Here is a 26,816-nt window from a genome sequence, read left to right on the forward strand (position 1 = left end):
TGTCACACGGTGCTCTGCATGGCCTTCTCCCTGGCCTCGGCCATCCGCGACCCCGACTCCCGCTGCGCCGCCCGGCGCAACAGGATCGGGGCCACGACGAGGCCGACGACCGTCCACAGACCGAGCACCCCGGCCGTCTCCAGGTGCCGCCAGGACTCCCCGATCTCGACGGCGAGCATCGCATCGGGCAGGAAGACCGAACGCATGCCCAGACCGACCCAGTACAGCGGGAAGACCTGGGCGATCCACTGCGCCCATTCGTGTACCGCGGAGAACTGGAAGAAGATCCCCGAGATCATGGTCAGCCCCATGACCGGGATCATCAGCAGCCCCATGGTCGAGCGCGGGCTTTTGATCAGCGAACCGAGAACCGCGCCGATCGGCACGGTGGCGGTGATCCCCAGAAGGAGCACCCAGGCGAAGGTGAACCAGTCCCCCTGCGTGCCGAACGCGAAACCGTCGATGAGGAGGAAGGGCGGGAACAGGACGATGGCGGTGTTGGTGGCGGTGACCAGCAGGACGTGCACGGCCTTGCCGACGAAGTACCCCACCATCCCCTTCGGCAGCGCCTTGGCCCGCAGCAGGGTTCCGTCCTCACGTTCGGTCGCGAGGATCTGGGCGACGGTGATGATGCCGCCCATCGCGACGAGGAACCCGATGGCGCTGGCGATGATCATGGCCCCGACCGAGACCTCGGCCCCCTCGACCGTCGAGTCCTGGAGGAGGAAGGCCACCACCAGGAAGACACCGCTCGTCCCGAAGTAGTTGAACAGGTCCTGGCTGTTGGAGAAGGACTGCCGGTACTCCTCCCAGCCCCGGGACGCTCCCGCGAGGACGGCGTTCACGGTGATGTTGTTCATCGGTTCTCCTCCGCGGGCTCTGGAGTGATCTCTGCGGAGGCGTCCTGACCGTCGCGTTTGACCATCGTGATGTAGACCTCTTCCAGGTCCGCCCGGTCCACTTCGATTCCGGACACCTCGTCCCCGTACCTCTCGAAGAGGTCGCGGATGAACGTCGTGCTGTTGTCGACCGCCTCGGTGAAACGGCGTCCGCCCCGGGTCCAACTCACCCGTTGCCTGCTCTGGATCCGGGCGGCGAGCTCGCTGGCGCTTCCGTCGGCGACGATACGCCCGTCGGCCAGGATCAGGATGCGGTCCGCCAGTTTCTCGGCCTCGTCCAGATCATGGGTGGTCAACAGGACCGTGGTGTCCTCGAGATCCGACAGCCGGCGCACCAGGTCGTGGAAGTCCCGGCGCGCCTCCGGGTCGAACCCGGCCGTCGGCTCGTCCAGGAACAGGACCTCCGGACGCCCCACGATCCCGATCGCCACGTCCAGCCGACGGCGTTGCCCGCCCGACAGCGCCGCGATCCGTTTGCCCGCGTGTTCCTCCAGCCCCACCTCCCTGATCAGCTCGTCGACGTCCCACGGCCGGGGTCGGCCGGGCTCGGAGAAGGGGACGTAGAACCGGGCGAAGTGGGCCAGGAGCCGGCCGACCTCCCACCTCCCGTGGTCACGCCAGGACTGGAGCACGATCCCCAGCCGTGCCCGCCACCGTTCGTCCCCCTTCGCCGGGTCCGCCCCCAAGACCTCGACCCGGCCCGAGGAGCGGTTCCGGAAGCCCTCGAGGATCTCGATCGTCGTGGTCTTGCCCGCCCCGTTGGGGCCGAGCAGGGCCAGCACCTCACCACGCCGGGCGGTGAAGTCCACTCCCTTCAGTACCTCTGTGGGGCCGTAACTCATTCGCAGATCACGCACGTCGATGACCTTCTCCGTGGCCGGTTCTCCCGGAGAGGAACGTGTGGCACGTGGCTCTTCGTGTTCCATCCTCTGACTTTCGCTCTCATTCGTTGCGGTATGGGACGTGGGCATGGGGTGTGGGACCGGGGAAGGCGGAGTGGTCCCCCGTTCCCCCCTCCGGCCAGGGCATCGGGGCGTCGGGCACGACGGTGTGGTGCAGCGCGTGGACCAGGTTGAGCACCTGGAAACGGACGCGGTGCTGATCGGAGCGGACCAGGCCGCGGAGCAGCAGTTCTCGCAGAACACGTCCGGAGTCCGTCAGCGAGTGGCCCGTGTACTCGGCGATGCGCCCGATCGAGAAGGCGGAGCCGGATTCGCAGAGCCGGGCGAGCACAGCGCGCTGGTCCGGGTCCAGCAGCGCTATCGCCCCTTTCAGTCCTTCCTCGACCCTGTTCCTCTCCCACGTCTCGGTGAACGGGGAGAGCAGGTTCAACGGCTCCTCCGTCAGACACTGGAGGAGGACCGGGAAGTCGTAGACGGCCAGCCAGGAGGCCGCGGCCTCCAGCGCCAGCGGCAGGCCGTCGAGCCTGCGGCAGATGGCGGCGATCAACTGGACGTCCTGGTCGTGCAGGGTGAATCCCGGCCGGACCGTTCTGAGATGTTCCAGGAACAGGCGGACCGACGCCACCCGGAGCAGGTCGGCGGAGGAGCGCTGGTCCCGGACGTCGGGCAGTTCGAGCGGCATGAGCGCGAAGACCTGTTCCCCGGGGATCCCGTGGGGGCGCCCGGAGGTACTGAGGATCCGCACTTCCGGGCACTCCCCGAGGAACGCGGTGACGCGATCGTGCCCGAGCGGGAGCGAACGGGTTCCGTCCAAGACGAGCAGGACACGGCGGTCTCCGATGAGGGCGGCGAGCTCCTTTGCCCCCGCCTCGTCCTCCGGGGAGGAGACGTCGCCGAAGAGGGCGCTGATGGCCGTTCGGATCCGTCTGGGTAACCGGTCCCGTTCCTCCGAGGAGTTCCAGAGCACCGGCCAGCCGAAACCGGCGTGCAACCGGGAGGCGACCTCCGTGGCCAGGCGCGTCTTGCCCACGCCGGTGACTCCGGTCACGGTGACCAACCGGCCCCGTCCCGTCAGGAGCATCTCCTCCAGGGCCGCGACCTCGTCGTCCCTCCCCACGATCACGCCCTGGGGAGACGGCGGGGTGGTCGACTCCACGCCGAGATCACCGGCGACCTGTCCGCCGTCCTCCCCCCATCCCGCCGCCGCTTCCAGGTCCGCACGCTGACGGTCGCTCAACCGGAGTCCTTTGGCGATGAGGCGGACCGTATCCTGACGTGGGCGAATCGCCCTCCCGTGTTCCAGGTCCCGGATCGCGCGGATACTGACCGTGGAGAGATCGGCCAGTTGCCGCTGGGTGAGACCGATCCGCATGCGGTGGTCCCGAACCAAGCGGCCGAAACGCCGTCCGTCCAAAACACTCATCTTCCACGTTGGCCTTTCGTTCTGAAACGCCGAAACTGCCGTCTCTCATCATTGGGATCGCACTATCAGGGCACCATCACGCGGCCGACCAGGAGAGACAAACAACGAAGCGGATCAGAGGGGTGACTCTGCGCAATCCAGACACATGAAAGAAATCCGACAAAAGGGATGAAAGTTAATTTCGGCGCCCCACCCGACGAAGAGTCTTTGATAGCGCGGAGATAGGACGGTGATAACCAGAGAATTAGACTCTCCACTACCGTCTGGTCGCAGATAGTCACCGATCGGCAAGAAAGGTGCCCCCGTGCTCACCACAGCCCCCGGCACACAGCGGCTCGGCCCCGGCTCCGCCAACGACGACACGTGGGACTCGTGAGGCGGTGGAACGCCCTTACCCCAGGCCGATCAGCCCGGCCAGGCGTGGCTGATCGGCCGTCCCTCCAGCCGCTCGATCGCGGCCCGCACCTCGTTCATCCCTTCGCGGTCCGAGATCTGTTCACGAATGGCCAGCGACCGTTTCAGGTAGCGCAGCGCCTCGCTCGGACACCCCAGTTCCATATACACCTCACCAAGGTCGTGGAGGAGGTAGCCCTCACCGATGAGATCACCGTCCTCCTTGATGAGGTCGTAGGCCTCCCGCAGCACGTCCGCCGCCTTCCGGTCCTCCCCCCGGCACATCAGCGTCTGTCCGATACGGCGCAGTACCTGCGCCTGGCTGCGCCGATCGCGCGTCATCTCCGCGCACTCCAGCGCGCGCCGGAGATGTAGGAGCGCCTGGACGAAGTCGCCGAGCCTCGTATGAACGTGGCCGCTCAGCACCAGAGCCCGTCCCTGCCCGGGGACGTCCTCGATCCGCCGGAACTCGGTGAACGCCTGCTCGCTCAGCGCCAGGGCCCTCTCGTTGTGTCCCCGGACGTACCAGAGGAAGGCGAGGTCCCGGAGGCATTTCGCCCGGCCGAGCGGATCGCCGAGGGCGTCGAATTCCTTCAGGGCCAAGGTCAGGGCCGGAAACGCCCAGGAGTACTGACGGCGGCAGATGTGCAGGGAGGCGAGAGAGTAGGCCAGCGCGGCGATGCCCCGCCGGTTACCGGCGTTGCGGACCACCTGCTGCGCCCGACAGTTCGTCTGCTCCCACTGGTCCAGATAACCGCGTCTTTCGAACAGTGGCACCAGACTGCTGGCGAGGTCCCAGCACAGTTCGTCCAGTCCCAGGTCGGCGGCCTGGTGGACCGCCGAGCACAGGGCGTCCTGCCGCTCCTCCAGCCACTTCAGCGGCCTGTCGACGAGGTCGCCGTTTTGGGGACCGCGCGGACGCCAACGGGGATGCTCCCCCCTCAATATGAGGTAATCACCGCCATAGATGTTCCGGTTCGCCTGGTCGACCAGGGCCAGCCAGCCGCTGACCATTCGCTCGACCGCGCCGACTCTGTCGTTCTCGTCCCGCCCTTCTCCGAGCCGCTCCCGGACGAACATCCGGATGGTGCTGTGGAACAGATAATGCGGCTCCCCCGCGAGTTCGGGATCGACGACATCGAGCATCTGGGCGTCGACCAACGGGTCGAGCAGGTCCGCCGGGAAGGGACGGCCGTCCCCGAGGAGGGCGCCGGCGACCCATCCCGGGAAGTCCGCCGTCTCCACGAGGCCGAGCAACCGCAGCAGTCGCCGCGCCTGCGCGCCCAGCCCGTCATAGGTGAGGGAGATGCTCGCCCGCATGACCATGTCTCCGTGGGAGAGCTCGTCGAGCCAGCGGTGCTCGTCGGAGAGCCTTCGCACCATCGACGCCAGCGACCAGTGCGGGCGGGCCGCCAACCGGGCGCCGATGATCCGCAGAGCCAGCGGCAGGTTCCCCACGGCGGCCACGAGGGTCGCCGCCGCCTCCGGTTCCCTGGCCACCCGTTCCTCGCCCAGGACGCGGGCGAGGAGGCGTACCGACTGCTGGGAACCGAGCACGTCCGGCTCCACGACACGCGCCCCCGGGACACCGGTGAGCCTGCACCTGCTGGTCACGATCACCGCGCAACTCGCGCTGCCCGGCAGGAGCGGGGAGATCTGCCTCTCGCTGGCCGCGTCGTCGAGGAGCACCAGAATCCGCCGGCCGGCCAGCAGGCTGCGGTACATCTCAGCGCGCTCGTCCAGGCGCGCGGGGATCGCCGGGCCGGGGATCCCCAGGGCTCGGAGGAAGCGGACGAGAATGTCGGCCGGTTCGACGGGGTCCGCCCTGGTCCCTCCCAGGTCGAAGTACAGCTGACCGTCCGGAAAGCGCTCCTGGGCCAGCCGGTGGGCGACGTGCAGGGCCAGGGAGCTCTTGCCCACGCCCGGCTTGCCCACGACCACGACGACACCGACGGCCTGTTTGGGGCGCGCTTCGACGAGCGCCTTCTCGATCTCCGCGATCTCCTCCGTCCGTCCGACGAAGTCGGCCGTGTCGGGAGGGAGCTGCCTGGGGGGTGTTCCCACGGTGAACGTCGCCTCGTCGCCGCCTGGATCGGCCGGTTCCTCCGGCGTGGGTTCGAGGGCGGTGACCAGGGTGACGGCCTCCGCGGGGCGGAACAGCGCGTCACCGGCGAGGATCGCCGCCTCTGTCCGGCGTAGTTCCTCCCCGGGTTCCAGGCCGAGTTCCCGTGCCAGCAGTTCGCGTCCGGCCCGGTAGGTTTCGAGCGCCTTGGCCCTGCGCCCCGACCTGTACAGGGCCAGCATGAGCTGGGCGCGCAGCCGCTCCCGGAAGGGGTGTTCGTGCACGAGGCCGCTGATCTCCCCGACCAGCTGGTGGTGGCGGCCGAGGCCGAGTTCGAGTTCGATGTAGGACTCGATCGTGTCCAGCCTGCTCTCGTCGAGCCGGGCTCCCTTGGCCCGCAGCCCCCGGCTCTTGATGCCGCTCAGCGCCGGGCCCCGCCACAGGGCCACGGCCTTGCGGAAGCAGAGGGCCGCCTTCTCCGTCTGTCCGTCGCGTACGAGCGCCTCGGCCTCGCTGATCCGCCGCTCGTACAGACGCACGTCGACCCGTTCCTCCGGCACGCGCAGCAGGTAGCCGGGGGGCCGCGTGAGGATGGTGGCCTTGACCCCGTTGTCGGTCAGCGCCTTACGCAGCCGGGACACGCAGATCTGTACCTGGGTCCGCGCGGTGTCGGGAGGGTCTTCGTCCCAGATCATGTCGATCAGCCGGTCGACTCGCACCACCCTTCCCTGTTCCAGGAGGAGTGCGCCGAGGAGGATCTGTTGACGCCCCAGCGAAATGCGCACCGGTCCGGTCGGGCTGATGACTTCCAGCGGCCCGAGGATCTTGAAGACCTGTTCCTCTCCCCTTGCAGCGCTGATCCTGTCCTCCCGTGGTTCCCGCCCCAGGCACCCTCAATCAGGAGACATTAACTGACAAAACAGCCAAAAGCACTATAGTGAGGCTTTTTTAACGCACTTCTCGAAGGTGGAGCTCGGACACCTCTCAAGCCGGCCCCGCTCGGACTCAGGCGGCATCGCGACCGCCGGGAGTCCGCCTCCCCTGTGCCTCGACGGGGACCCGGTTACCGGAATGAGGTCTCCCGACGTGGCCACACCCGTTCCCGTCCGGAGCCGCCCCGCCCTTCACCAGGCGCAACGTCTCCCCCCTCGGAACCGGAGCGGGTCCTACCGGCCGAACCGGTCGGCACCGAGACCCCGCATGTCCGCACCTCGGTGCCGTTGTCCCCGACCGGAAACGGGATCCCGCTTTCCGGGACATGGATGACCAGGATCGCGTCCGCACTCCCCCTCGCCCTTTCCTCGCCTTCCACGCCACGACGACGGAAGACACGGGCACAACAACGATTTCCGCTCCGGGAGCGGATCCACAGGCATGACGGACAAACGTTGCAGAATCGTGAATTCGCCCCCTTGTCCTGGAAAAGAAAAAGTGGCGAAATCGCGTCGGAAGTGTTGAGAAAACGAAACCGTTTCCATTCCCGTCGTGAGACACTGCCGCACCAACGGCGTTCCTCCTCCAGACAGGAGCGAGGCCGGGTCGGGGAGGTCCGTCCTCCCTGACCCGGCCTCGGTGGTCCGCCTCGCGGAACTCAGCGCGCCGCGGACTCGATCAGGTCGGCCGCGCGCTCCACGCCGTCACGGCCCCGGATCGTCTCGCCGATCTCCTCCAGGTGGCGGCGCAGGCCCGCGTTGCCGAGGAGGGACTCGATCGCCGAGCGCATCTCCTCCGCCTGGAAGCCGTAGGTGTCCAGGCGCAGGCCGAGCCCGAGTTCGTGAACGCGCTGGGCGTTGTCGTACTGGTCCCAGAACAGCGGCAGCACGATCATCGGCTTGCCGAAGTGCAGGGACTCGGTGACGGTGTTGTTGCCCCCGTGCGTGATCACCAGGTCCGCCAGCGGCAGGATCTTCGTCTGCGGCAGGAACTCCGCCCCCCACATGTTCGGGGCGAGCTCGATCTCGTCGTGGCGCGGCCCCTTGGAGACGATGTAGCGGTGTCCGGTGCCGGCGAGGGCGTCGATGACCCGCCGCATCAGGTCCACATCGGCCGAGCCGAGCGAGCCGAGGCTGAAGTAGATGAGCGACCCGTCACCGGAGGCGATGTGGTCGGGCAGCCGGATCGGGACCCCGGTGCGCCGCACGGAGGAGTCCAGGCGGTGCCAACCGTCACCGAGCGGGCGGCGGTCCACGTAGTCGGCGATCTCGGGGTACAGGTACAGGTTGAGGTCGCCTTCGGGCATGAACTGGAGGTGGGGAAGTTCCGGCCCGCCCTGCTCACGGACGTAGGCGTTGAACGCGGTCCACATCTCGCCGTGGGTGCGCTCGAACTCCTCCCGGAACGTCTCGGCGGCGCCGTGGTCCCCCGTGGAGAGTCCGGAGAAGGGCGGCGGCACGTCGGGGCCGGGCACCTCCAGGGGGTTGCACGAGAGCATGCGGACGAAGGGCACCCCGGCGGTGGCCAGCGCGGGGAACAGCACGACGTTGTCCTCGACGATCACATCGGGACGCACCCGGGCGATGATCTCCTTCAGCTGCGGTTCGGCGTATTTGACCCCTTCGATGAGTTCCTCGTAGATGGGGCGGACCACCGTCTCCAGTTGCTGGATGGTGGGCTTGCGGAACTCGGGGGAGATCTCGGCGATGTAGTCCTTCCAGAACTGGCCGGGGTCCTGTCCCGCCGCGTCCTCGGGCGGGGGCGTGAGGTCCACGAGCTCCTCTTCGAATCCCAACGGGGCGAGCCGGCCCTTCCAGGAGGACTCGGCGGCGAAGACGACGCGGTGACCGCGTTGCCGCAGCACGTCGCCGATCCCGATGCAGTTGTTGGTCGGACCGTACGCGCTTTCGGGCATGAAGAGCACCGTCAGTTTCCGATCGGCCATCAGCCAGGGCACCACCTGTCGCTTTTAGGATAAAAAATAGCGTTTGACGCCTTTATGGGGGATTTGGAGACTTCTCCTCTACTGCGTCCCTAAGTGAGTACCAGGTTCCGCCACTCCAGCAGAAGAGGAAGCGGCAACGGAATTCGACCAATCACGGCCTTCTCGCGACGGAAACTTCACCTTTCATCCAACCGATCGACCGTTCAAGTGGCACAGATCACGGAGTCGGCCTGATCAGCGAATGCCGACCTTCTCGATGTGGTCGGCCGCGAGTTCCAGCCCGTTCCGCTCCCTGATCTCCGCGCCGATCTCACGCAGGTGCTGGCGCATCCAGGCGTTGCCCAGCAGGCGCTCCATCGCCTCGTGCAACTCCCGGAAGGTGACCCGATAGGTGTCCAGGCGCTGTCCGAATCCGAGTTCGTGGACGCGCTGGGCGTTGTCGTACTGGTCCCAGAACAGTGGGAGGACCACCATCGGTTTGCCGAAGTGGAAGGACTCGGTGACGGTGTTGTTGCCCCCGTGCGTGATCACCAGGTCCACCAGCGGCAGGATGGTGGTCTGGGGCAGGAACTCCGCCCCCCACATGTTGTCCGGCAGGCGCAGTTCCTCATGGCGCGGCCCCATGGAGACGATGTAACGGTGCACGGTGTGCTCCAGCATGTCGATGAGCCGCTGCATCAGCTCGACGTCGGCCGAGCCGAGCGATCCGAGGCTGAAGTAGACGAGCGATCCCTCTCCCTTGGCGATCTTCTCCGGGATCTCGAACGGCTCGTCGGTACGCCGGACCGACGACTCCAGACGGATCCAGTTCGGGTTCATCTCCCGCCGGTCGACGTAGTCGGCGATCTCGGGATACAGGTAGAGGTTGACGTCGGCCTCGGGCATGAAACGCAGATAGGGCAGCGGGCCGGCACCCTGGCTGCGCACCCAGCGGTCGAAGCGCTCCCACAGCGCCCGGTGGGTGCGCTCGAACTCCTCCCGGAAGATCCGCCAACGGCTGCGGTCGTTGGAGGGATAGCCGGAGAAGATCGGGGGCACGTCGACGCCCGGTACCTCCAGGGGGTTGCACGAGGCGATGCGCACGAGGGGGACCCCGGCGGTGGCCAGCGCGGGGAACAGCACGACGTTGTCCTCGACGATCACATCGGGACGCACCCGGGCGATGATCTCCTTCAGCTGCGGCTCGACGTACTGCGCCCCGTCGATCAGGGTCGCGTAGATGTCGGCGGTGACCGTGGTCAGTTGTTCGAAGGTGGAGCGGCGGAACTCGGGGGCGCGTTGGGCGACGTAGTCCTTCCAGAACTGTCCCGGCGCCTGGGATCCACCCCCCGCCGCGGGCGGTTCGAGGTCGACGAGCTCCTCCTCGAACCCGAAGGGGCGCAGTCTTCCCTTCCACGAGGACTCGGCGGCGAAGACGACGCGGTGACCGCGTTGCCGCAGCACGTCGCCGATTCCGATGCAGTTGTTGGTCGGACCGTAGGCACTTTCCGGGAAGAACAGCACCGTCAGCCCTCGAGCCCCCATGAATCGGCCTCCACAGCACATCCGCATCCAAATTATCGCCAACCTGATTCAAGTGGCTTGCGTATCAACACGTCAACATGGGGTTAGAGACACGAAACGGCAACACCAGAGGGTTTTACGACGCTTTGTCCGCTAGGATGTCCGAATTTCGGAGAAGGTCGTTAATTCAGGATCAATCCCGAACGACGAAAGTCCCCGCGAGGAGGTCCCCCAGCCTCTGGTGCCGCGGGCTGAGCAGCATGACCACCAGTCCCACCACGAGCAGGTCGACGGGGAGGAGGAGCCAGCGCACGGTCAACCGCGCCGCCGAGACGGGTCCGCCATCGGCGGAGACCGGACGGATCCCCAGCAGCCGCATCCCCGTGGTCTGCCCGCGCCCCACCCCGTGCGGCCGGATCACCCAGTACCAGGCGTGGGCGAGGCAGCCGAGCGCCAGCACGAGCAGGGCCGGCAGAACGGAGGAGCCCGTACCCCCGGGAGGCGACGTCCGGGGCACGGCGAGGTAGAGGGACAGGACCAGCACCGGCAGGACCGAGGAGAGGAACACGTCGAGGACCGCCTGCGCCAGACGGCGCCCCACGACCGCGGTCGACGAACGCGACGGGGGACGTGGCGGGACGGCGAAGGACGAACCGACGGACACCTTCCACCTCCCCCTCTGCCAGAGGTATCGAATTCCCGCTTCCTCACCGGCCGTGTTCCGGTGCCCGAACCGGCCCGGACGCGAGAAAATCACCCTACGGAACGAGGGGTGGTCCCGGCCGTCGGCCAGGGCTCGGCGGGTCCGTGACAACCCCGGCATCACGGGCCAGGGACGACGTCGATACGGAGGCGAACGCATGCGGTTCGGGCACGCTGTGGGCCGGGGCGATGACGTGCCGCGCCGGCACCACGACGAGTTCACCAACGTGGTGCTGCGGGCGATCACCTTTCAGCTCGGTCCCCGGCTCTTCTCCCTGGCGCGCGAGGGACACCTCGTCGAAGGGCTGCGCGGCGCCTGGCGGCGCGCCGGGGCGTGGCTCCCCGAGTCCGAACGGTTGGAGCCGACCGGTCTGACCGCGCTGCACACCGAGCGGGGCTCGCTGGAGGCGGTGATCGTCGTGCTGCCGCAGCCGGCGCGTCCGGGCGAGACCTACATGGTGTGCGGGACTCGCGCGTCCGACCCGTTCCTCGGCCCGGGGGATCCGGACTTCTTCCTTCTGGAGGCCGACCGCGCCATCTGCGGGCCGCGCACCGAGCGGCGCACCCGGTTGGCCCGTTGGACCCGTGACGGCCGGCGGTTCGACCTGGGCGAGGGTCCGCTTCCCGAGGTCGGTGCGATGTTGGACGCGATCGCCCGGGTCATGGCCATCGGAACGTGATTCCAGCGCCAAAGCCTCTGGCGCGACGCTACTACCGGGTAGTAACATCTTTTTGTTACTAGCCAGTAGATCGCGTGTTCAGACACAGCGGCCACGACACAGCGGAGCGCTCCATGACGCACTACAAGAGCAACCTCCGTGACCTCGAGTTCAACCTTTTTGAGGTCTTCAAGCGCCAGGACGTGCTGGGAACCGGCCCGTTCGAGGAGCTGGACGAGGACACGGCTCGCACCATTCTCGACGAGGTCAACCGGCTCGCCACCGGGATCGTGGCCGAGTCGTTCGAGGACGCCGACCGCAACCCGCCCGTCTTCGACCCCGCGACCCACTCGGTCACCATGCCCGAGGGCTTCAAGCGCTCCTACCAGGCCTACATGGACGCCGAGTGGTTCCGCCTCGACCTGCCGACGGAACTCGGCGGCACCGGCGCGCCCCGCTCCCTCGTCTGGGCCGCGGCCGAGCTGATCCTCGGCGCCAACCCCGCCCTGCACATGTACTCCGGCGGCCCCGGCTTCGCCAGCATCCTCTGGCAGGAGGGCAACGAGGCGCAGAAGCGGTTCGCCGAGCTCGCCATCGAGCGCAAGTGGGGCGCCACCATGGTGCTGACCGAGCCGGACGCGGGCTCCGACGTCGGCGCCGGCCGCACCAAGGCCATCGACCAGGGAGACGGCACCTGGCACATCGAGGGCGTGAAGCGCTTCATCACCTCGGCCGACCAGGACATGTCCGAGAACATCTTCCACCTGGTGCTGGCGCGCCCCGAGGGCGCCCGCCCCGGGACCAAGGGACTCTCGCTCTTCCTCGTGCCCAAGTTCCTGGTCAACGAGGACGGCACGCTGGGCGAGCGCAACGGCGTCTACGTCACCAACGTCGAGCACAAGATGGGCCTGAAGGCCTCGGCCACCTGCGAGCTGACCTTCGGGGCCGAGCACCCCGCCATCGGCTACCTCGTCGGCGACAAGCACGACGGCATCCGGCAGATGTTCCTCGTCATCGAATACGCGCGGATGATGGTCGGCACGAAGGCGATCGCGACGCTGTCCACCGGCTACCTCAACGCCCTGGCCTACGCGAAGGAACGTGTCCAGGGCGCCGACCTGACCCGGCAGGCCGACAAGACCGCCCCCCGGGTCACCATCACCCACCACCCCGACGTCCGGCGCAGCCTGATGACCCAGAAGGCCTACGCCGAGGCCCTGCGGGCGCTGGTCGTCTACACCGCCTGCCAGCAGGACGCGGTGCAGATCGCCAAGCACAACGGCGAGGACGCCAGCGCGGTGGAGGCGCTGAACGACCTGCTGCTGCCCATCGTGAAGGGTGTGGGTTCCGAGCGCTCCTACGCGCTGCTGGCGGAGTCGCTTCAGACGCTCGGCGGGTCCGGCTACCTCCAGGACTACCCGCTGGAGCAGTACATCCGCGACGCCAAGATCGACACCCTCTACGAGGGCACCACCGCCATCCAGGCCCAGGACCTCTTCTTCCGCAAGATCGTGAAGAACAACGGTCAGGCCCTGGGCATGCTGCTGGGCGAGATCAAGGGCTTCGCCGGCAGCGAGGCGGGCAACGGCCGGCTCAAGAACGAGCGGGCGCTGCTGGCCGAGGCCACCGCCGACGTCGAGCGGATCGTCGAGGTCATGGTGGGCCACGCGATGGGGTCCGCCGAGGAGCCGCGCGAGCTCTACAAGGTCGGCCTCAACGCCACCCGCCTGCTGATGGCGCTGGGCGACGTGGTCCTGGGCTGGCTGCTGCTGCGGCAGGCCGAGGTCGCGCTGGCGCGGCTCGACGGCGCGACCGGCGCCGACACGGACTTCTACACCGGCAAGATCGCGGCGGCGCGGTTCTTCGCCGAGCAGGTCCTGCCGCGGATCGCGGCCGAGCGCCGGATCGCGGAGAACGTCACGCTCGACATCATGGACATCCCCGAATCCGCTTTCTGATCCGCCTTATCCGGGCTGAGCCCGGACATCGCGTCAGGGTGGGACGGTTTTCGACCGTCCCACCCTTTTTGTTTCTTCAATGGAAATCCGGCTTTCGGTAATGCGCGCTCCACTACGGGGTAGAGAGACCTCGACTAACGACAACTCCTCGTCCCGGAGGTGGGCAGATGGGCATCGGGCTCGGAATCTTCCTGGTGGTCGTCGGCGCCGTACTGCGTTTCGGTATCACCGCCGACCTGCAAGGGCTCGACCTTAGCGCCATCGGCGTCATCCTGATGCTCGCCGGGATCGCGATCGTGGTGTTGACGCTGCTCCTCATGGTCCTGCGCAGCAACCGCGAGACCGAGGAGCGCATCCCCGGCGACAACAACCGGCTGTGAGCGCCCCGCCCCGACACGCCCCCGCCCCTTTCAGCGCCGCGCCGGATAACGCCACAACAGCGCGATCAGCACCAGCGTGGCGAGCACGGTCGTTCCCGTCAGCGGCAGGAAGGCCTTCTGGAAGGCCACCACGTCGTGGGGCTCGGGCAGCGCCTCCAGGATCACCCCCGCGCTGACCGTCGCGATCACCGTCGTGGTGAACCCGCTCATGTTCACCAGCCCCGACGCGGCCCCGGTCCGGTGGGCCGGCACCCCGTCCCGGGCGAAGTCGAACGACAGGGCCGGCGCGATCACCGCTCCCGCGGCGCTCACGGTCAGCACCGCCACCACCAGGGGCGTGGGCGGGCCTCCCGGCCAGAGGGTGAGCGCGAGCCAGCCGAGGCTCAGCATCCCGCCCAGCAGCATCGCGAACGGGCGCCGGGCACCCGGCGAGCGTCCCACGAACGCGCCGAGGACGGGCGACAGCCACAACGTGGCCACCCCCAGACCGCTGAGCAGCAACCCCGCGGTCGCCGAGGACATCCCGACCCCCTCGACCAGGAAGGCATACCCCCACAGCACCGTCAGGGTGGTGTAGGGCGCCATGACCGCGGCGTGGTGCGCCATGCCGACCCGGGGCCCCGGCGAACGCAGCGCCTCGCCGACGCTCGCCCACACCGAGAGCCGTTCGGCCGGGGCCGCCGTGGACACCCCGTCCGCGCGGTCGCGGACCGCGAACAGGACCAGCAGCATCATCAGGACGGTCACCACGCCCGCCCCGAGGAAGGAGGCCGTCCAGCCCACGCCCTCCAGGGCCAGCGACAGCGGCGTGACACTGGCGACCTGGCCCAGGCCGCCGACCACGCCCGTGAGGGCGCTGACGAGCGCGTAGCGCGAACGGGGGAACCACAGGGCGCCGAGCCTGATGACGTTGAGGAAGGTGACGGCGTCCCCCAGCCCGATGAGCACCCGGCCGAGGACCGCCAGTTCGATGCTGGGCGCGACCGCGAACAGGCCGACCCCCAGGGCCATCGACACCAGCCCCATGAGAAGGGACCTGCGCGGCCCGATCCTGTCGGCCAACAGCCCCGTGGGCACCTGCAGCACGACATAGACGAGCAGCTGGAGCATCGGCAGCAGAGACAGCAGCGCCGGGCCGACCTGGAAGCGTTCCTGGGCCTCCAGCGCCGCGACGCTCATGCCGTTGCGGTGGAACATGGCGAGGAAGTAGACGCCGACCCCGACGCCCCACACCAGCCAGGCGCGGGCGCCGCCCGGCGGCTCCAGCGGTCCCGTCCGGCCGTCGGTCGCGGCCCGCGAGGCGTCGACGCTCATCGGCGGGCCCCCAGCAGGGTCGCGGCGCCGTCCATGTGCACCCGCACCGCGGTGCGGGCGGCGGCGGGATCTCCGGCGCGGATCGCCTCCAGGATGGCGCCGTGCTCCTCGATGTTGCGGCGCATCCGCGCGGCGGTGCGGGTCCCCTCCTCCATCATGCGCAGCTGCCGGTCGCGCAGGGTGCCGTAGAGGTGGATGAGGATCTCGTTGCCGCTCGCGGTGACGATGGCGCGGTGGAACTCCCGGTCGGCCAGGACGAAGGCGCGCCTGTCGTTCTCCAGGTGGGCGTTCATGGCGTCGAGGTGGCCGGTGAGGGTGGCGACGAGCTCGCGCCGGGCCTCCTGCCCGGCCTCGGCCGCGCGTTCGGCCGTGTATCCCTCGACGAGGCGGCGGGTCTCGATGACGTCGTCGATCTCTTGCTGGGAGACGGGCACGACCAGCGCCCCACGCTTGGGGTAGAGGCGGACGAGCCCTTCGGCCTCAAGCCGGAGAAGGGCCTCGCGCACGGGTGTGCGGGAGACTCCGACGTCGGCGGCGATGTCCCCCTCGCTGAGGATCTCACCGCCCACGTAGCGTCGGGAGAGGATCGCGTCCTTGGTGTGGGCGTAGGTGCGGTCTGCCGCGGAAAGCCTTGTATCCATGTTGTATCCATGCTAATTCCGACAGACCCCTTCAGATCCCCCATCTAGCCCTCTAGAGGGCCATTGACGCCGAGTGCGACATACAGCACAAGCCGAAGTGGCGTAATCTGTCCGAAAAACGGGCAGAAAATGAAGTCGCCCCTACGCCCAGGGCCTTCCCGCCAGGACGCCCCACCGCCGCGCGCCCGCGGGGCCCACTCACGAGCACCCCACCCCTTCCCCCGGAAAAGCGGCGGCGACCAGCGCGAACGCCGAGAGGACCGGAACTCCGGGCACTCCCTCGTGTGATATGGCCGACATCTGACGATCTCGACCCCTTAGGGGAAAAGCCTGCTACTATCCGGATTCGCCAGGATAACCGCGAGGTAACGACGGACCTCGCTCCCTCTCAGAACTGTGGAGATCTCACTGGCCGCCGCCCGCCCGGCAGCGGCCCCGGCCCGCCCCGACAGCGGGACGGCCGGAGCAGTAAGGGCCCGCGATCGGGCCAAGGGCGCGCCCCTGACAGGGCGCGACCAGGACGGACGCGGTACCCGAGCCACACGAGGAGACGTTCTTGAGTCACCCGCGACTGAACAACCCCCGGGCCTTCCGGGTCAAGTGCGCGGAAGCCGCCCGCGTGAAACGCCCACCCCGGCACGCCTTCTGCGCCGAGAAGGCGATCGCCGCCCTGTGGGCCGAGCTCAGCGCCATCGCGGCCCGGCCCATGTACCGCGCCGGTGGTTCCGACCTCGCCGTCATCTCGGTGCGCCGCGGCGTCAACGTGTGGTGCCGCAACGGCAAGTTCATCTGGAGCGACCTCCTCGGCGGCACGGTGACCCACCCGGCGAACGACCCCGCCGGGGCCGCGGCCCTGCTGCGCTCCACCCCGCCTCGCCGGCCCAACGGCCACCGCGGCCGGGCCCTCACCGCGGCCTGACCCCGCCGCCTCCGGCGCCCGCCCCCTCTTCCCTGGTGGAGGCCTGACGCAGGCGTCCGGTCCCGTCGGCCACGACGGGGAAACGCCTCCCGGCGGTATCCGCTCCCCCTCACCCCGACCGGGCGACGCCGCCCGCGGCTCTCAGGCGCGCCCTGGGCCGCGCGCGAACGTCCTGACGGGGAAATCCGCCGCCGCGCCGGTCACGCTCCCAGGGCGTCCCGTAGGACCCGCGGACGCCGCGCCGGCTCCCGGGCCGCTCCACCACCGCTCCGCCGTGAAAACGGACGCCGCCGCGTCCCGACGGGTCGGGACGCGGCGGCGTGGCCGTTCCGTTTCCGGTCACCCCCAGGCCAGGGCGACCTCCTCCGGGTTCTCCAGCATCGTCCCCACGTCGCGCAGCACCTTGGAGCCGAGCTCGCCGTCCACGAGACGGTGGTCGAAGGACAGCGACAGCGTGGTCACCTTGCGGACCTTCACCTTCCCCTTGTGCGCCCAGGGCATGTCGCGGATCTGGCCGAACGCCAGGATCGCGGCCTCGCCCGGGTTGAGGATGGGCGTCCCGGCGTCCACGCCGAACACCCCGACGTTGGTGATCGTGATCGTGCCCCCGCTCATATCGGCCGGGGTCGTCCGCCCCGCGCGGGCGGTCTCGGTCAGCTCCTGGAGCGCTCGGGCGAGCTCGGGGAGCGGCTTGGCGTGGGCGTCCTTGATGTTGGGGACCACGAGCCCTCGTTCGGTCGCCGCCGCGATGCCCAGATTGACGTAGCGCTTGACCACGATCTCCTGCGCCTCCTCGTCCCAGGAGGCGTTGATGCCCGGGTGGCGGCGCACCGCGGTCAGCAGCGCCCGCGCCACCAGCAGCAACGGGGACACCTTCACCCCCGCGAACTCGGGACGCTCCCGCAGTCTGCGCACGCTCTTCATCATGCGCGTGACGTCGACCTGGAGGAACTCCGTCACGTGCGGGGCCGTGAACGCGCTGGTGACCATCGCCGCGGCGGTGTGCTTGCGCACGCCCTTGATCGGGATGCGCTCCTCGCGACCCTCGGACCCCGCCCCCGTGGGAGCCGCCGCCGGCTCGGGAGCCTCGGCGGGAACGGCGGCCGGCGGCGCGGACGGCGTGGCCCGGCCGTGGCGTTGCACGTCCTCACGGGTGACGGTCCCGCCGGGCCCGGTGGGCGTCACGGCCCGCAGGTCCACGCCGAGGTCCTTGGCGAGCTTGCGCACCGGCGGCTTGGCCAGGACCAGGGTCCGCGCCTGCCCGTCCGCGCCGTTGGCGCCGGCGGGGGGAGGCGGCGGGGCCGTGGGGGCCGAGCGGCCCGGTCCGGGGCGTCGGCGCGCCCGGCGGCGGGTGGCGCCGCTCTTCACGCCGTAACCGACGAGGACCGGTTGCCGCTCCTCCCCGGCCTCCTCGGTCTTGTCGTCCTCCTGCCGCGCGGGCGCCTCGGCGCCGGCCTTCGGTTCGGCCGCCTGCGTGGCCTCCGCGCCTCCGGTGTCCACGGCGATGATCGGCGTGCCGACATCGACCGTGGCCCCCGCCTCGACGAGCAGCTCGGCCACCGTGCCCGAGAACGGGCAGGGCAGCTCCACGGCCGCCTTCGCGGTCTCGATCTCGCAGATCACCTGGTTGACCTCGACCGTGTCTCCGGGAGCGACGTGCCAGGTGAGGATCTCGGCCTCGGTCAGCCCCTCACCGACGTCGGGAAGCCGGAACTGCTGGACACCTTGTTGGGTCATGTTCTGGTTCACCTGGCTTCCTAGAACGCGAACGTGCGGTCGACACCGTCGAGGACCCGATCGAGGTCGGGCAGGTAGTGCTCCTCCAACCGGGAGGGCGGGTAGGGGGTGTCGAACCCGCCGACCCGCACGACGGGGGCCTCCAGGTGGTAGAAGCACTCCTCGGTGACCCTCGCCGCGATCTCGGCGCCCAGGCCGCTGCTGACCGGCGCCTCGTGCGCGACCACCAGCCGCCCCGTGCGGCGGACCGAGGAGCAGACCGTGTCGTAGTCGATCGGCGAGAGCGAGCGAAGGTCGATCACCTCGACGGAGTGGTCGGTGTCGGCCTCGGCGGCCTGGAGGGCCGTCTTGACCATCGGGCCATAGGCCACCAGGGTGACGTCCTGTCCCGGACGCGCGATCCGCGCGGCGCCCATGGGGGCGGCCGAGGTGAGGCTCCGGGTGGTGTCGACGTCGGCCTTGTCCCAGTAGCGCCGTTTCGGCTCGAAGAACACCACCGGGTCGTCGCACGCGATCGCCTGCTGGACCATCCAATAGGCGTCCTCGGGGTTGGCCACCGTGACCACGCGCAGTCCCGCCGTGTGGGCGAAGTAGGCCTCGGGCGACTCGCTGTGGTGCTCGACCGCGCCGATGCCGCCGCCGTAGGGGATCCGCAGCACAACGGGCAGCCGGAGCCGGCCGCCCGAACGCTGGTGCATCTTGGCGAGCTGGGTGAACGTCTGGTTCGTGGCCGGGAAGAAGAACCCGTCGAACTGGATCTCGCACACCGGGCGGTAGCCGCGCAGGGCCAGGCCGATCGCGGTGCCGATGATCCCCGACTCGGCGAGCGGCGTGTCGATGACCCGGTCGGCGCCGAAGTCCTTGTGCAGTCCGTCGGTGACCCGGAAGACCCCCCCGAGCCTGCCGACGTCCTCGCCCATGACCAGGACCTTGGGGTCGTCCTCCATCGCACGGCGCAGGCCCTCGTTGATGGCCTTGCCGATCGTCAGCTTCGTCGTCATCGTCAGCGACCGCCTTCCGCGTCGGCGCCCTCGAAGGAGGCGAGGTAGTCGGCGAACTCCGCTCGTTGGCGGTCGATGTGGTGGTGGGGCTCGGCGTAGACCTCGTGGAAGATGTCGAGCGGCGCCGGGTCGGGCAGTGCCCGGCACTCCGTCCGGATCCGCTCGCCCAGTCGGCCGGCCTCCTCCTCGACAGCGGCGAAGAACGCCTCGTCGGCCAGTCCGTTGCGGGTGAGGAAGGTGTGCAGGCGCAGGAGCGGGTCCTTGGCCTTCCACTCCTCCAGCTCCGCCGACATGCGGTAGCGCGTGGGGTCGTCGGAGGTGGTGTGGGCGCCCATCCGGTAGGTGAACGCCTCGATCAACGAGGGCCCCTGTCCCTCACGGGCGTTGTGCAGCGCGGCGCGGGTGACCGCGAGACAGGCGAGGACATCGTTGCCGTCCACGCGCACACCGGGGAACCCGAAGCCTTCGGCGCGCCGGTACAGCGGCACCCGGGACTGACGCTCCAGCGGTTCGGAGATGGCCCACTGGTTGTTCTGGCAGAAGAAGACGACGGGCGCGTTGTTGACCGCGGCGTAGACGAACGCCTCGTTGGTGTCGCCCTGGCTGGTCGCGCCGTCGCCGAAGTAGACGATGACCGCGCTGCCGTCCTCGCCGAGCGCGCCGTCACGCTGGATTCCCATGGCATAGCCCGTGGCGTGCAGCGCCTGGGTGCCGATGACGATCGTGTACAGGTGGAATCCGTGATCGTCGGGGTTCCAACCACCGTTGGTGACGCCGCGGAACAGGGCGAGCAGGTCCTTGGGGGCGACCCCGCGGCACCAGGCGACACCGTGCTCCCGGTAGGAGGGGAACGCCATATCGTTCGGGCGCAGCGCGCGTCCCGAGCCGACCTGGGCGGCCTCCTGGCCGAGCAGTGAGGCCCACAGGCCCAGCTCCCCCTGGCGTTGCAGGGCCACGGCTTCGGTGTCCAGGCGTCGGACCAGCGCGAGGTCGCGGTACAGGCCGCGCATCTCCTCCGCGCTGATGTCGAGAGGATAGTCGGGGTGCTCCTTGAACTCCCCTTCCGGGGTCAGGAGCTGGATGAGCTCTGGTTCCTCGTGCGAGGTGGTGACGGGCACCTGTCGCTCCTCGGGTTCTCGGGGCCGATTGTGCGGGGTACCGCTGGTCGGCCGACTCTCCGCCCGCTTACCCCGGGTAAGGGGAGAAAAGGGGCGGCCCTACCGACATCGTGACAGAAGTCACTACTGGAAGCGCAAGGCCCCAGCGACACCTTTTAGCAATCGCCTCATGATGTCGCACACCCCCGAAAGCGCAACTAGCAGGGCTTCCTACAAAAAGCAAGGAGATCCGAAGAAAAATTCGGATCTCCTAATTGCCGCGCACGGCAGTGCCCGATAGCGCGCGGACGGGCCGCGGAAAGCGAGCGGGGGTAGCGGAGAGTAACGAGGGAGGAGCGGCACGACCCCGTCGGGACGGGTCGCGCGGTCGGTCAGACGGTCTGGAGGCCCCGCTCCCGGGCGTAGTCGGCGAGGAGCCCACGGAGCTGACGGCGGGCCCGGTGCAGACGCGACATCACGGTGCCCAGCGGCGTGTTCATCCGCTCGGCCACCTCCTTGTAGGAGAACCCCTCGATGTCGATGAGGTAGACCACCAGACGGAAGTCCTCCGGGAGCCGGGCCAGCGCCTGGCGGATCGACGAATCGGGCAGGTGGTCGAGCACCTCGGCCTCGGCCGAGCGGGAGCCGGTCGAGGCGTGCGCGTCGGCCGCCGCGAGCTGCCAGTCCTTGATCTCGTCGGTGGTCTCCTGACGCGGCTCGCGCTGCTTCTTGCGATAGCCGTTGATGAAGGTGTTCGTCAGGATCCGATACAGCCAGGCGCGCAGATTCGTACCGGCCTGGAATTGGTGGAAATTCGCGAACGCCTTCGTGAAGGTCTCTTGCACGAGATCCTCTGCATCCGCGGAATTGCGCGTCATCCGCAGTGCCACGGGATAGAGCTGATCCGCGTAGGGCGTGACCGCGGCCTCGAAATCAGGGGTCTCCCCGGTCACGCCGTTCTCAGTGGTTCGGTCGAGTTCGATGGTCGTCAAATCTCCCCCTAAGGACGACCGTGGATCGCTACCACCTAGTGAGACGCACGGAGCGGTGGTCCGTGATGACGCCGATCCCGGTGATGAGCGTCACGGGTCGGGCGGTCGCCCTCGCTCCGGACATGCCGGAACGAGCCGGGAGCGCCTCGTCGCACCCCTTATGAAGGGGCTACCCGCTGCGTCCGGTTTCACCGCTTCGGCCGTGGGACAGGCCGTGTCGCCGGCCGGTCGGGCGGACCGGGGGCACGGGCCGGCGGCCGTGCCGATACGCTTCTACCTGCTCTCTCCACCGCGAGAGGGCGTCGCCCCGTCGGTAGTGAAGTGCGGCACATCTGTGGAGGACCCCGTGGCCCGCGTCGTTGTGGACGTCATGCTCAAGCCGGAGATCCTGGACCCCCAGGGTCAGGCCATCGTGGGGGCCTGCGGCCGCCTCGGTTTCGAAGGAGTGACCCAGGTCCGCCAGGGCAAGCGCTTCGAGGTCGAGATCGAGGGCGAACTCGACGACGCCCGCCTCGCCGACGTTCGCCGGCTCGCGGAGACCCTCCTGGCGAATCCGGTCATCGAGGACTTCGAACTTCGCGTGGAATAGTTCCCCTCGTCCGCAATCCGCCTGTTTCGAGAAAACCTCGGCGGGAACCCTCCCTATTGCGCCGAACGGCTTTGGGGGCCGCCGATGGACGTGAGATTCTCGATCGCACTACCCCGTGAGGCGTACACGGTTCCGGTGATGCGCCAATTCATGGGCGAGGCATTACGGATCAACGGTGTCTGCGCCGAATGCCGAAGCGACATTCTCGTCGCCGCCACCGAGGCGTGCGCCAATGTCGTCGACCACGGTGATCCGGCTCCCTCCTACGCGGTCGTCGCGACGGTGGGGCCCGATTCCTGCGTCCTGGAGATCGCGAATACCGGACCCGAATTCGACGCCTCCGCGGTGCCCCTGCCCGCCCTCGAAGCCGAATCGGGCAGGGGCATCCTGCTGATGCGGGCATTCGTCGACCGGGTCTCCTTCGGTAGCGTCCCGGGCGGCGGCACCGTCGTCCGGTTGAGCAAGGACCTGCATCCCAGGCCGGGCCGGGAGGACACCCCCCACCGCCCGTTCGCGGCGGTCGGCTGACCCCGCCGGCGCGACCTTGGACACTCCCCGCACCGCGAGGCGAGGTCAACGGGTAACCTCGTGAACGACTGAGCCGTTCGGGACGGTTACGGTTCACATCGGCCTTGCTCCCACCCCACGACTTTCGGAGAGTGCCCATGACTGCCCGTGTGGGCGTCGTCACCTTCCCCGGTTCCCTCGACGACAGGGACGCCGCGCGCGCCGTGCGGATCTCCGGCGCCGAACCCGTCTCCCTCTGGCACGGCGACGCCGACCTCAAGGGTGTGGACGCGGTCGTGCTCCCCGGCGGTTTCTCCTACGGCGACTACCTGCGCTGCGGCGCCATCGCCCGTTTCGCCCCGATCATGTCCGAGCTGGTGCCCGCCGCGCGCTCGGGCGCCCTGCCCGTGCTCGGCATCTGCAACGGCTTCCAGATCCTGTGCGAGAGCCACCTGCTTCCGGGCGCGTTGACCCGCAACTCCTCGCGTCACTTCATCTGCCGCGACCAGACGCTGCGCATCGAGGCCACCACCACCGCCTGGACCAACGGCTACGCCCCCGGCCAGGAGGTGGTCATCCCGCTGAAGAGCGGCGAGGGCAGCTACGTCGCCGAGGCCGCCACCCTCGACGAGCTCGAACGCGACGGCCGGATCGTGGCCCGCTACGTCGGCACGGCCCCCAACGGCTCCCAGCGCGGCATCGCCGGTATCACCAACGAACACGGCAACGTGGTGGGGCTGATGCCGCACCCCGAGCACGCCGTCGAAGCGCTCACCGGCCCCTCGGTGGACGGTCTGGGCTTCTTCACCTCACTGCTGTCCCACCTCGCCTCCGGCTCCCCCGTGGGAGCCGGCGCGCGCTGAGGACCGGCCACACACGACCCGGGGGGACGTCTTCTCGATGCTGGCGCTGCTGCGCTCCAGGCGGGCGCTGTTCGTCCTGGCCGGCCTGGTCATCGTCGGAATGGTCGGGGCCATGGCCTTGAGGTTGTTCAGCGTCTCCGCCCCGGCCCCGCCGTCCGGCGAGGCGAGCCTCCCCGACTCCGCCCCGGCCCTCTCCACGCTCGGGGCCGCGCCCGACGGGATCGAGTACACCGACCTGGGCGAACAGTGCGACCAGCGGGAGTGCTTCCGGCCGGTGGCGATCACCGCCGAGGAGGGCGACGGCACCGAGGCGATCGACACCGTCTACACCCACCTGCTCGACCAGGGGTGGGGCCGCCTGCTTCCCGAGGGGGCCTCCGACCCCGACGAGGTGGCCTTCGCCGACTCCGCGCTGACCAACGGATCCGTCATCGTCCAGGGCAGCGCCGAGCCCTACACCGAGGACTCGACCGCCGGCCTGCTCATCGCGCACGCCACCGAGCCGTCGGCGTCGCCGTCTTCCGCCCCGTAAACCCCAGTCCGCGCGCGCCGCGCACCAGCATCCCGAACGGAAAACACCGCGCAATGCCCGAAGAACCCCGGTTCGACACCGTAGCCAAGGCCGAGAGCACCCCCGACACCCCGCAGCCCTTCGCCGAGCTGGGGATGAAGGAGGACGAGTACGACCGCGTCCGCGACATCCTCGGACGCCGGCCGACCTCCGCGGAGCTGGCCATCTACTCGGTCATGTGGAGCGAGCACTGCTCCTACAAGAGTTCCAAGGTGCACCTGCGCCAGTTCGGCGAGAAGGCCCCCGAGAGCGACGCGCTGCTCGTCGGCATGGGGGAGAACGCCGGCGTGGTGGACGTCGGCGACGGTTACGCGGTCACGTTCAAGATCGAGTCGCACAACCACCCCTCCTACGTCGAGCCCCACCAGGGCGCCGCGACCGGTGTCGGGGGGATCGTCCGCGACATCCTCACGATGGGCGCCCGTCCGGTCGCCGTCATGGACGCGCTGCGCTTCGGCCCCGCCGACGCCCCCGACACCCGCAGGGTGCTGCCCGGAGTGGTGTCGGGCATCTCCTTCTACGGCAACTGCCTCGGTCTGCCCAACATCGGCGGGGAGATCGGATTCGACGCCGGGTACGCCGGCAACCCCCTCGTCAACGCCCTGTGCGTGGGGGTGATGCGGCACGAGGACATCAAGCTCGCCCAGGCCCCCGGTCCCGGGAACAAGGTCGTCCTGTTCGGCGCGACCACGGGCCCCGACGGCATCGGCGGCGCCTCCGTGCTGGCCAGCGCGACCTTCGACGAGGAGAGCCACGCCAAGCGCCCCAGCGTGCAGGTGGGTGACCCGTTCCTGGAGAAGCTGCTCATCGAGTGCAGCCTGGAGCTGTTCGCCAAGGACCTGGTCGTCGGCATCCAGGACCTCGGCGCGGCCGGCGTCTCCTGTGCCACCACCGAGCTCGCGGCCGGCGGCACCGGTGGCATGCGCATCGAACTCGACCGCGTCCCGCTGCGCGACCCCCGGTTGACGCCGGAGGAGATCCTGATGAGCGAGTCGCAGGAGCGGATGATGGCCATCGTCGCGCCGGACCGCCTCGACGAGTTCATGGCCACCTGCGCCAAGTGGGACATCCTCGCCAGCGTCATCGGCGAGGTCACCGACGTCACCCCCGAGGAGGCCGAGCGGGGCGGCCGCCTGGTGATGACCTGGCGTGGCGAGACGATCGTCGACATGCCCCCGCGGACCGCCTCCGACGAGGGCCCCGTCTACGAGCGCCCCTACGCCCGGCCCGCCGAGCAGGACGACCTCCAGGCCGACGACGCGGCGCGGCTGGAGCGTCCCCGTACCGACGCCGAGCTGCGCGAGCAGGCGCTGCGCCTGCTCGGCGCCCCGGGCATCGCCGACCCCTCCTGGGTCACCTCCCAGTACGACCGCTACGTGCTCGGCAACACCGTGCTGGCCACACCGCACGACGGCGGGATGATCCGCATCACCGACGAGGGCGACCGCGGTGTCGCGCTGGCCACCGACGGCAACGGCCGCTACACCCGTCTGGACCCCTACACCGGCACCCAGCTCGCCTACGCCGAGGCCTACCGCAACGTGGCGGTCACCGGGGCGCGGCCGCTCGCGGTCACCAACTGCCTGAACTTCGGTTCTCCCGAGGATCCCGCGGTCATGTGGCAGTTCGCCGAGTCGACCCGGGGACTGGCCGACGCCTGCCGGCAGCTGGGCACCCCGGTGACCGGAGGCAACGTCAGCTTCTACAACCAGACCGGGAGCACGGCGATCAACCCGACGCCGGTCATCGGTGTCCTGGGCGTGATCGACGACGTGAACCAGCGGCTGACCAGCGCCTTCGGGCGCGACCTTGAGGGCGCCAGGGTGTTCCTGCTCGGTGAGACCCGGGTGGAACTGGGCGGTTCGGCCTGGGCCGACGTCATCCACGGCCATCTCGGCGGCCTGCCGCCGCGGGTGGACCTGGCCGCCGAGGCCGCGCTGGGCGAACTGCTGGCCGACGCCGCCGACCAAGGTGCCGTCGCGGCCGCGCACGACCTGTCCGACGGCGGTCTGGTGGTCGCCCTCGCCGAGTCGTGCCTGCGTGGCGGGGTGGGCTGTTCGGTGGAGCTCTCCGGCGACCCGTTCGTGGAGCTGTTCAGCGAGTCCGCGGCCCGCGCGGTCGTCGTGGTGCGGCCGGAGGCCGAGTCCGTGTTCGCCCAATTGTGCGATCGGCACGGTGTTGCGGCTACGGCGATCGGCTCCGTCGGCGGTTCCGGGCTGGCCGTCCGCCACTCCGACGGGGGTTTCGACATTCCGTTGGAGGAGCTGCGCGCGGTCTACGAGTCGGCGCTCCCCGCGATCTTCGACGCGGAGTGACCTTCGCGCGCCCGGCCCTCACGGCCGGGCGCGGTCCTCACCCCGGTGGCGTCCGGGTCCCGCCGCGGCCCGGCTCCCAACGGCCGGGCCGCCGGTCCGGCTAGGCGCGTTCGTCCTCGTCGAGTCCGGCCTGGGGGTCGGTCGCGGGACGTCCGTCGTCGTTGACGAGCGGTTCGGGCTCGCGCCCCTCGTCAGCGCGGGTGGGACGGTTGGCCTTCAGAGCCCCCTGCACCTCTTCCTGCATCTGCTCGTCGATCCGCGGTCCGTGCTTGTCGCTGCCGCGTTCCATGGCGTCGCCCCTCTCATCGATCGGTGCTCGTGCCGTTCCATCGCGGCTACCCGGCCGTTCCGGACGACAAACCGCCTCGTCACCGGCCGCCCGTCGCCGGTTCCGCGAGGGAGGGCTTCCCCCACGGGTAAGGAATCCCTTACTGTTCGCATGTCGTCCTTGCTCACGGGCAGCGGCCCGTGAAGTGAGTGAAGAGACGACAGCCGTGTGGAGGTGAGGACG

At 69.3% G+C, this 26,816-nt stretch carries 23 protein-coding genes; 9 read left to right on the top strand and 14 right to left on the bottom strand.

Annotation, left to right across the window (positions count from 1 at the left end):
* Positions 1-2: 2 nt before the first annotated feature.
* The 7 genes from B5D66_RS06545 to B5D66_RS06575 all read right to left on the bottom strand — a co-directional run bounded on the left by B5D66_RS06545 (position 3) and on the right by B5D66_RS06575 (position 10,724).
* The gene (locus B5D66_RS06545) at positions 3-860 is read right to left on the bottom strand and encodes an ABC transporter permease (protein ID WP_078760732.1); all 858 of its coding nucleotides are present in this window, start codon (positions 858-860) and stop codon (positions 3-5) included.
* Positions 857-1,825, bottom strand: a complete 969-nt coding sequence (locus B5D66_RS06550) for an ABC transporter ATP-binding protein (protein WP_078760733.1) — start codon at positions 1,823-1,825, stop codon at positions 857-859. Before B5D66_RS06550 ends, B5D66_RS06545 begins: the two co-directional genes overlap by 4 nt.
* A 16-nt stretch (positions 1,826-1,841) precedes the next feature.
* A complete protein-coding gene (locus B5D66_RS06555) occupies positions 1,842-3,224 on the bottom strand; it encodes an AAA family ATPase (RefSeq protein ID WP_078760734.1) in 1,383 nt (460 codons plus the stop codon).
* Positions 3,225-3,629: 405 nt separating this feature from the next.
* Positions 3,630-6,464 carry an AfsR/SARP family transcriptional regulator gene (locus B5D66_RS06560; RefSeq protein WP_268805207.1) on the bottom strand — a complete coding sequence of 945 codons (2,835 nt, stop codon included), beginning with the start codon at positions 6,462-6,464 and terminating at the stop codon, positions 3,630-3,632.
* A gap of 806 nt (positions 6,465-7,270) precedes the next feature.
* Positions 7,271-8,527 (bottom strand): glycosyltransferase, encoded by a 1,257-nt coding sequence (locus B5D66_RS06565; RefSeq protein WP_235000813.1) that lies wholly within the window; start codon positions 8,525-8,527, stop codon positions 7,271-7,273.
* Positions 8,528-8,791: 264 nt separating this feature from the next.
* Complete coding sequence (locus B5D66_RS06570; RefSeq protein ID WP_078760735.1) at positions 8,792-10,081, bottom strand: glycosyltransferase; 1,290 nt, start codon at positions 10,079-10,081, stop codon at positions 8,792-8,794.
* Positions 10,082-10,253: 172 nt separating this feature from the next.
* The gene (locus B5D66_RS06575) at positions 10,254-10,724 is read right to left on the bottom strand and encodes an RDD family protein (protein WP_159457224.1); all 471 of its coding nucleotides are present in this window, start codon (positions 10,722-10,724) and stop codon (positions 10,254-10,256) included.
* 196 nt (positions 10,725-10,920) lie between these two features.
* On the opposite strand from B5D66_RS06575, the gene B5D66_RS06580 reads away from it, so the two are divergent.
* The 3 genes from B5D66_RS06580 (at position 10,921) to B5D66_RS06590 (ending at position 13,759) form a co-directional block, all read left to right on the top strand.
* On the top strand, positions 10,921-11,442 hold the full coding sequence (locus B5D66_RS06580) for a hypothetical protein (RefSeq protein ID WP_078760737.1): 522 nt from the start codon (positions 10,921-10,923) through the stop codon (positions 11,440-11,442).
* Between the two features lie 113 nt (positions 11,443-11,555).
* Entirely contained in the window at positions 11,556-13,379 is a 1,824-nt protein-coding gene (locus B5D66_RS06585; protein ID WP_078760738.1) for an acyl-CoA dehydrogenase, read from the top strand.
* Between the two features lie 167 nt (positions 13,380-13,546).
* Positions 13,547-13,759, top strand: coding sequence for a DUF6458 family protein (locus B5D66_RS06590; protein WP_078760739.1), 213 nt, complete (start codon positions 13,547-13,549; stop codon positions 13,757-13,759).
* A 30-nt stretch (positions 13,760-13,789) separates the two neighbouring features.
* Here the strand turns inward: B5D66_RS06590 and B5D66_RS06595 are convergent, their stop codons facing one another.
* Positions 13,790-15,073 carry an MFS transporter gene (locus tag B5D66_RS06595; RefSeq protein WP_078760740.1) on the bottom strand — a complete coding sequence of 428 codons (1,284 nt, stop codon included), beginning with the start codon at positions 15,071-15,073 and terminating at the stop codon, positions 13,790-13,792.
* A complete protein-coding gene (locus B5D66_RS06600; RefSeq protein ID WP_078760741.1) occupies positions 15,070-15,714 on the bottom strand; it encodes a GntR family transcriptional regulator in 645 nt (214 codons plus the stop codon). Before B5D66_RS06600 ends, B5D66_RS06595 begins: the two co-directional genes overlap by 4 nt.
* Positions 15,715-16,270: 556 nt before the next feature.
* Between B5D66_RS06600 and B5D66_RS06605 the strand changes: the two genes are divergently transcribed.
* Positions 16,271-16,633 (top strand): hypothetical protein, encoded by a 363-nt coding sequence (locus B5D66_RS06605; RefSeq protein WP_235000814.1) that lies wholly within the window; start codon positions 16,271-16,273, stop codon positions 16,631-16,633.
* 339 nt (positions 16,634-16,972) lie between these two features.
* Here the strand turns inward: B5D66_RS06605 and B5D66_RS06610 are convergent, their stop codons facing one another.
* From B5D66_RS06610 to B5D66_RS06625, 4 genes are all read right to left on the bottom strand, one after another.
* Positions 16,973-18,370: a dihydrolipoamide acetyltransferase family protein gene (locus B5D66_RS06610; RefSeq protein ID WP_078760958.1), complete on the bottom strand. Its 1,398-nt coding sequence runs from the start codon at positions 18,368-18,370 to the stop codon at positions 16,973-16,975.
* Positions 18,371-18,390: 20 nt separating this feature from the next.
* Entirely contained in the window at positions 18,391-19,371 is a 981-nt protein-coding gene (locus tag B5D66_RS06615) for an alpha-ketoacid dehydrogenase subunit beta (RefSeq protein WP_078760742.1), read from the bottom strand.
* A gap of 2 nt (positions 19,372-19,373) precedes the next feature.
* Positions 19,374-20,489: a pyruvate dehydrogenase (acetyl-transferring) E1 component subunit alpha gene (pdhA, locus tag B5D66_RS06620; protein WP_078760743.1), complete on the bottom strand. Its 1,116-nt coding sequence runs from the start codon at positions 20,487-20,489 to the stop codon at positions 19,374-19,376.
* Between the two features lie 371 nt (positions 20,490-20,860).
* A complete protein-coding gene (locus B5D66_RS06625; protein WP_078760744.1) occupies positions 20,861-21,460 on the bottom strand; it encodes a sigma-70 family RNA polymerase sigma factor in 600 nt (199 codons plus the stop codon).
* Positions 21,461-21,806: 346 nt separating this feature from the next.
* Here B5D66_RS06625 and purS point away from each other — a divergent pair, with 346 nt between their 5' ends.
* The 5 genes from purS to purL all read left to right on the top strand — a co-directional run bounded on the left by purS (position 21,807) and on the right by purL (position 26,305).
* Positions 21,807-22,049, top strand: a complete 243-nt coding sequence (gene purS / locus B5D66_RS06630; RefSeq protein ID WP_078760745.1) for a phosphoribosylformylglycinamidine synthase subunit PurS — start codon at positions 21,807-21,809, stop codon at positions 22,047-22,049.
* An 84-nt stretch (positions 22,050-22,133) separates the two neighbouring features.
* Positions 22,134-22,577, top strand: coding sequence for an ATP-binding protein (locus B5D66_RS06635; protein WP_078760746.1), 444 nt, complete (start codon positions 22,134-22,136; stop codon positions 22,575-22,577).
* 137 nt (positions 22,578-22,714) lie between these two features.
* Complete coding sequence (purQ, locus tag B5D66_RS06640) at positions 22,715-23,419, top strand: phosphoribosylformylglycinamidine synthase subunit PurQ (protein ID WP_078760747.1); 705 nt, start codon at positions 22,715-22,717, stop codon at positions 23,417-23,419.
* Between the two features lie 37 nt (positions 23,420-23,456).
* Positions 23,457-23,951, top strand: coding sequence for a hypothetical protein (locus tag B5D66_RS06645; RefSeq protein WP_078760748.1), 495 nt, complete (start codon positions 23,457-23,459; stop codon positions 23,949-23,951).
* A 53-nt stretch (positions 23,952-24,004) separates the two neighbouring features.
* A complete protein-coding gene (gene purL, locus B5D66_RS06650; protein ID WP_078760749.1) occupies positions 24,005-26,305 on the top strand; it encodes a phosphoribosylformylglycinamidine synthase subunit PurL in 2,301 nt (766 codons plus the stop codon).
* 100 nt (positions 26,306-26,405) lie between these two features.
* Here purL and B5D66_RS06655 read toward each other — a convergent pair whose 3' ends face one another.
* Entirely contained in the window at positions 26,406-26,594 is a 189-nt protein-coding gene (locus B5D66_RS06655; RefSeq protein ID WP_078760750.1) for a hypothetical protein, read from the bottom strand.
* Between the last annotated feature and the right edge of the window lie 222 nt (positions 26,595-26,816).

The organism is Marinactinospora thermotolerans DSM 45154 (assembly GCF_900167435.1).
In the GTDB taxonomy this organism is placed as follows: Bacteria; Actinomycetota; Actinomycetes; order Streptosporangiales; family Streptosporangiaceae; genus Marinactinospora; species Marinactinospora thermotolerans.

Coding starts and splice junctions, on each gene's coding strand:
- B5D66_RS06555 (WP_078760734.1), bottom strand. CDS start 3,224: ATGAGTGTTTTGGACGGACGGCGTTTCGGCCGCTTGGTTCGGGACCAC.
- B5D66_RS06635 (WP_078760746.1), top strand. CDS start 22,134: ATGGACGTGAGATTCTCGATCGCACTACCCCGTGAGGCGTACACGGTT.
- B5D66_RS06550 (WP_078760733.1), bottom strand. CDS start 1,825: ATGGAACACGAAGAGCCACGTGCCACACGTTCCTCTCCGGGAGAACCG.
- B5D66_RS06610 (WP_078760958.1), bottom strand. CDS start 18,370: ATGACCCAACAAGGTGTCCAGCAGTTCCGGCTTCCCGACGTCGGTGAG.
- B5D66_RS06655 (WP_078760750.1), bottom strand. CDS start 26,594: ATGGAACGCGGCAGCGACAAGCACGGACCGCGGATCGACGAGCAGATG.
- B5D66_RS06615 (WP_078760742.1), bottom strand. CDS start 19,371: ATGACGACGAAGCTGACGATCGGCAAGGCCATCAACGAGGGCCTGCGC.
- B5D66_RS06590 (WP_078760739.1), top strand. CDS start 13,547: ATGGGCATCGGGCTCGGAATCTTCCTGGTGGTCGTCGGCGCCGTACTG.
- B5D66_RS06565 (WP_235000813.1), bottom strand. CDS start 8,527: ATGCCCGAAAGCGCGTACGGTCCGACCAACAACTGCATCGGGATCGGC.
- B5D66_RS06595 (WP_078760740.1), bottom strand. CDS start 15,073: ATGAGCGTCGACGCCTCGCGGGCCGCGACCGACGGCCGGACGGGACCG.
- B5D66_RS06585 (WP_078760738.1), top strand. CDS start 11,556: ATGACGCACTACAAGAGCAACCTCCGTGACCTCGAGTTCAACCTTTTT.
- B5D66_RS06545 (WP_078760732.1), bottom strand. CDS start 860: ATGAACAACATCACCGTGAACGCCGTCCTCGCGGGAGCGTCCCGGGGC.
- B5D66_RS06570 (WP_078760735.1), bottom strand. CDS start 10,081: ATGGGGGCTCGAGGGCTGACGGTGCTGTTCTTCCCGGAAAGTGCCTAC.
- B5D66_RS06645 (WP_078760748.1), top strand. CDS start 23,457: ATGCTGGCGCTGCTGCGCTCCAGGCGGGCGCTGTTCGTCCTGGCCGGC.
- purQ (WP_078760747.1), top strand. CDS start 22,715: ATGACTGCCCGTGTGGGCGTCGTCACCTTCCCCGGTTCCCTCGACGAC.
- B5D66_RS06580 (WP_078760737.1), top strand. CDS start 10,921: ATGCGGTTCGGGCACGCTGTGGGCCGGGGCGATGACGTGCCGCGCCGG.
- B5D66_RS06600 (WP_078760741.1), bottom strand. CDS start 15,714: ATGGATACAAGGCTTTCCGCGGCAGACCGCACCTACGCCCACACCAAG.
- purL (WP_078760749.1), top strand. CDS start 24,005: ATGCCCGAAGAACCCCGGTTCGACACCGTAGCCAAGGCCGAGAGCACC.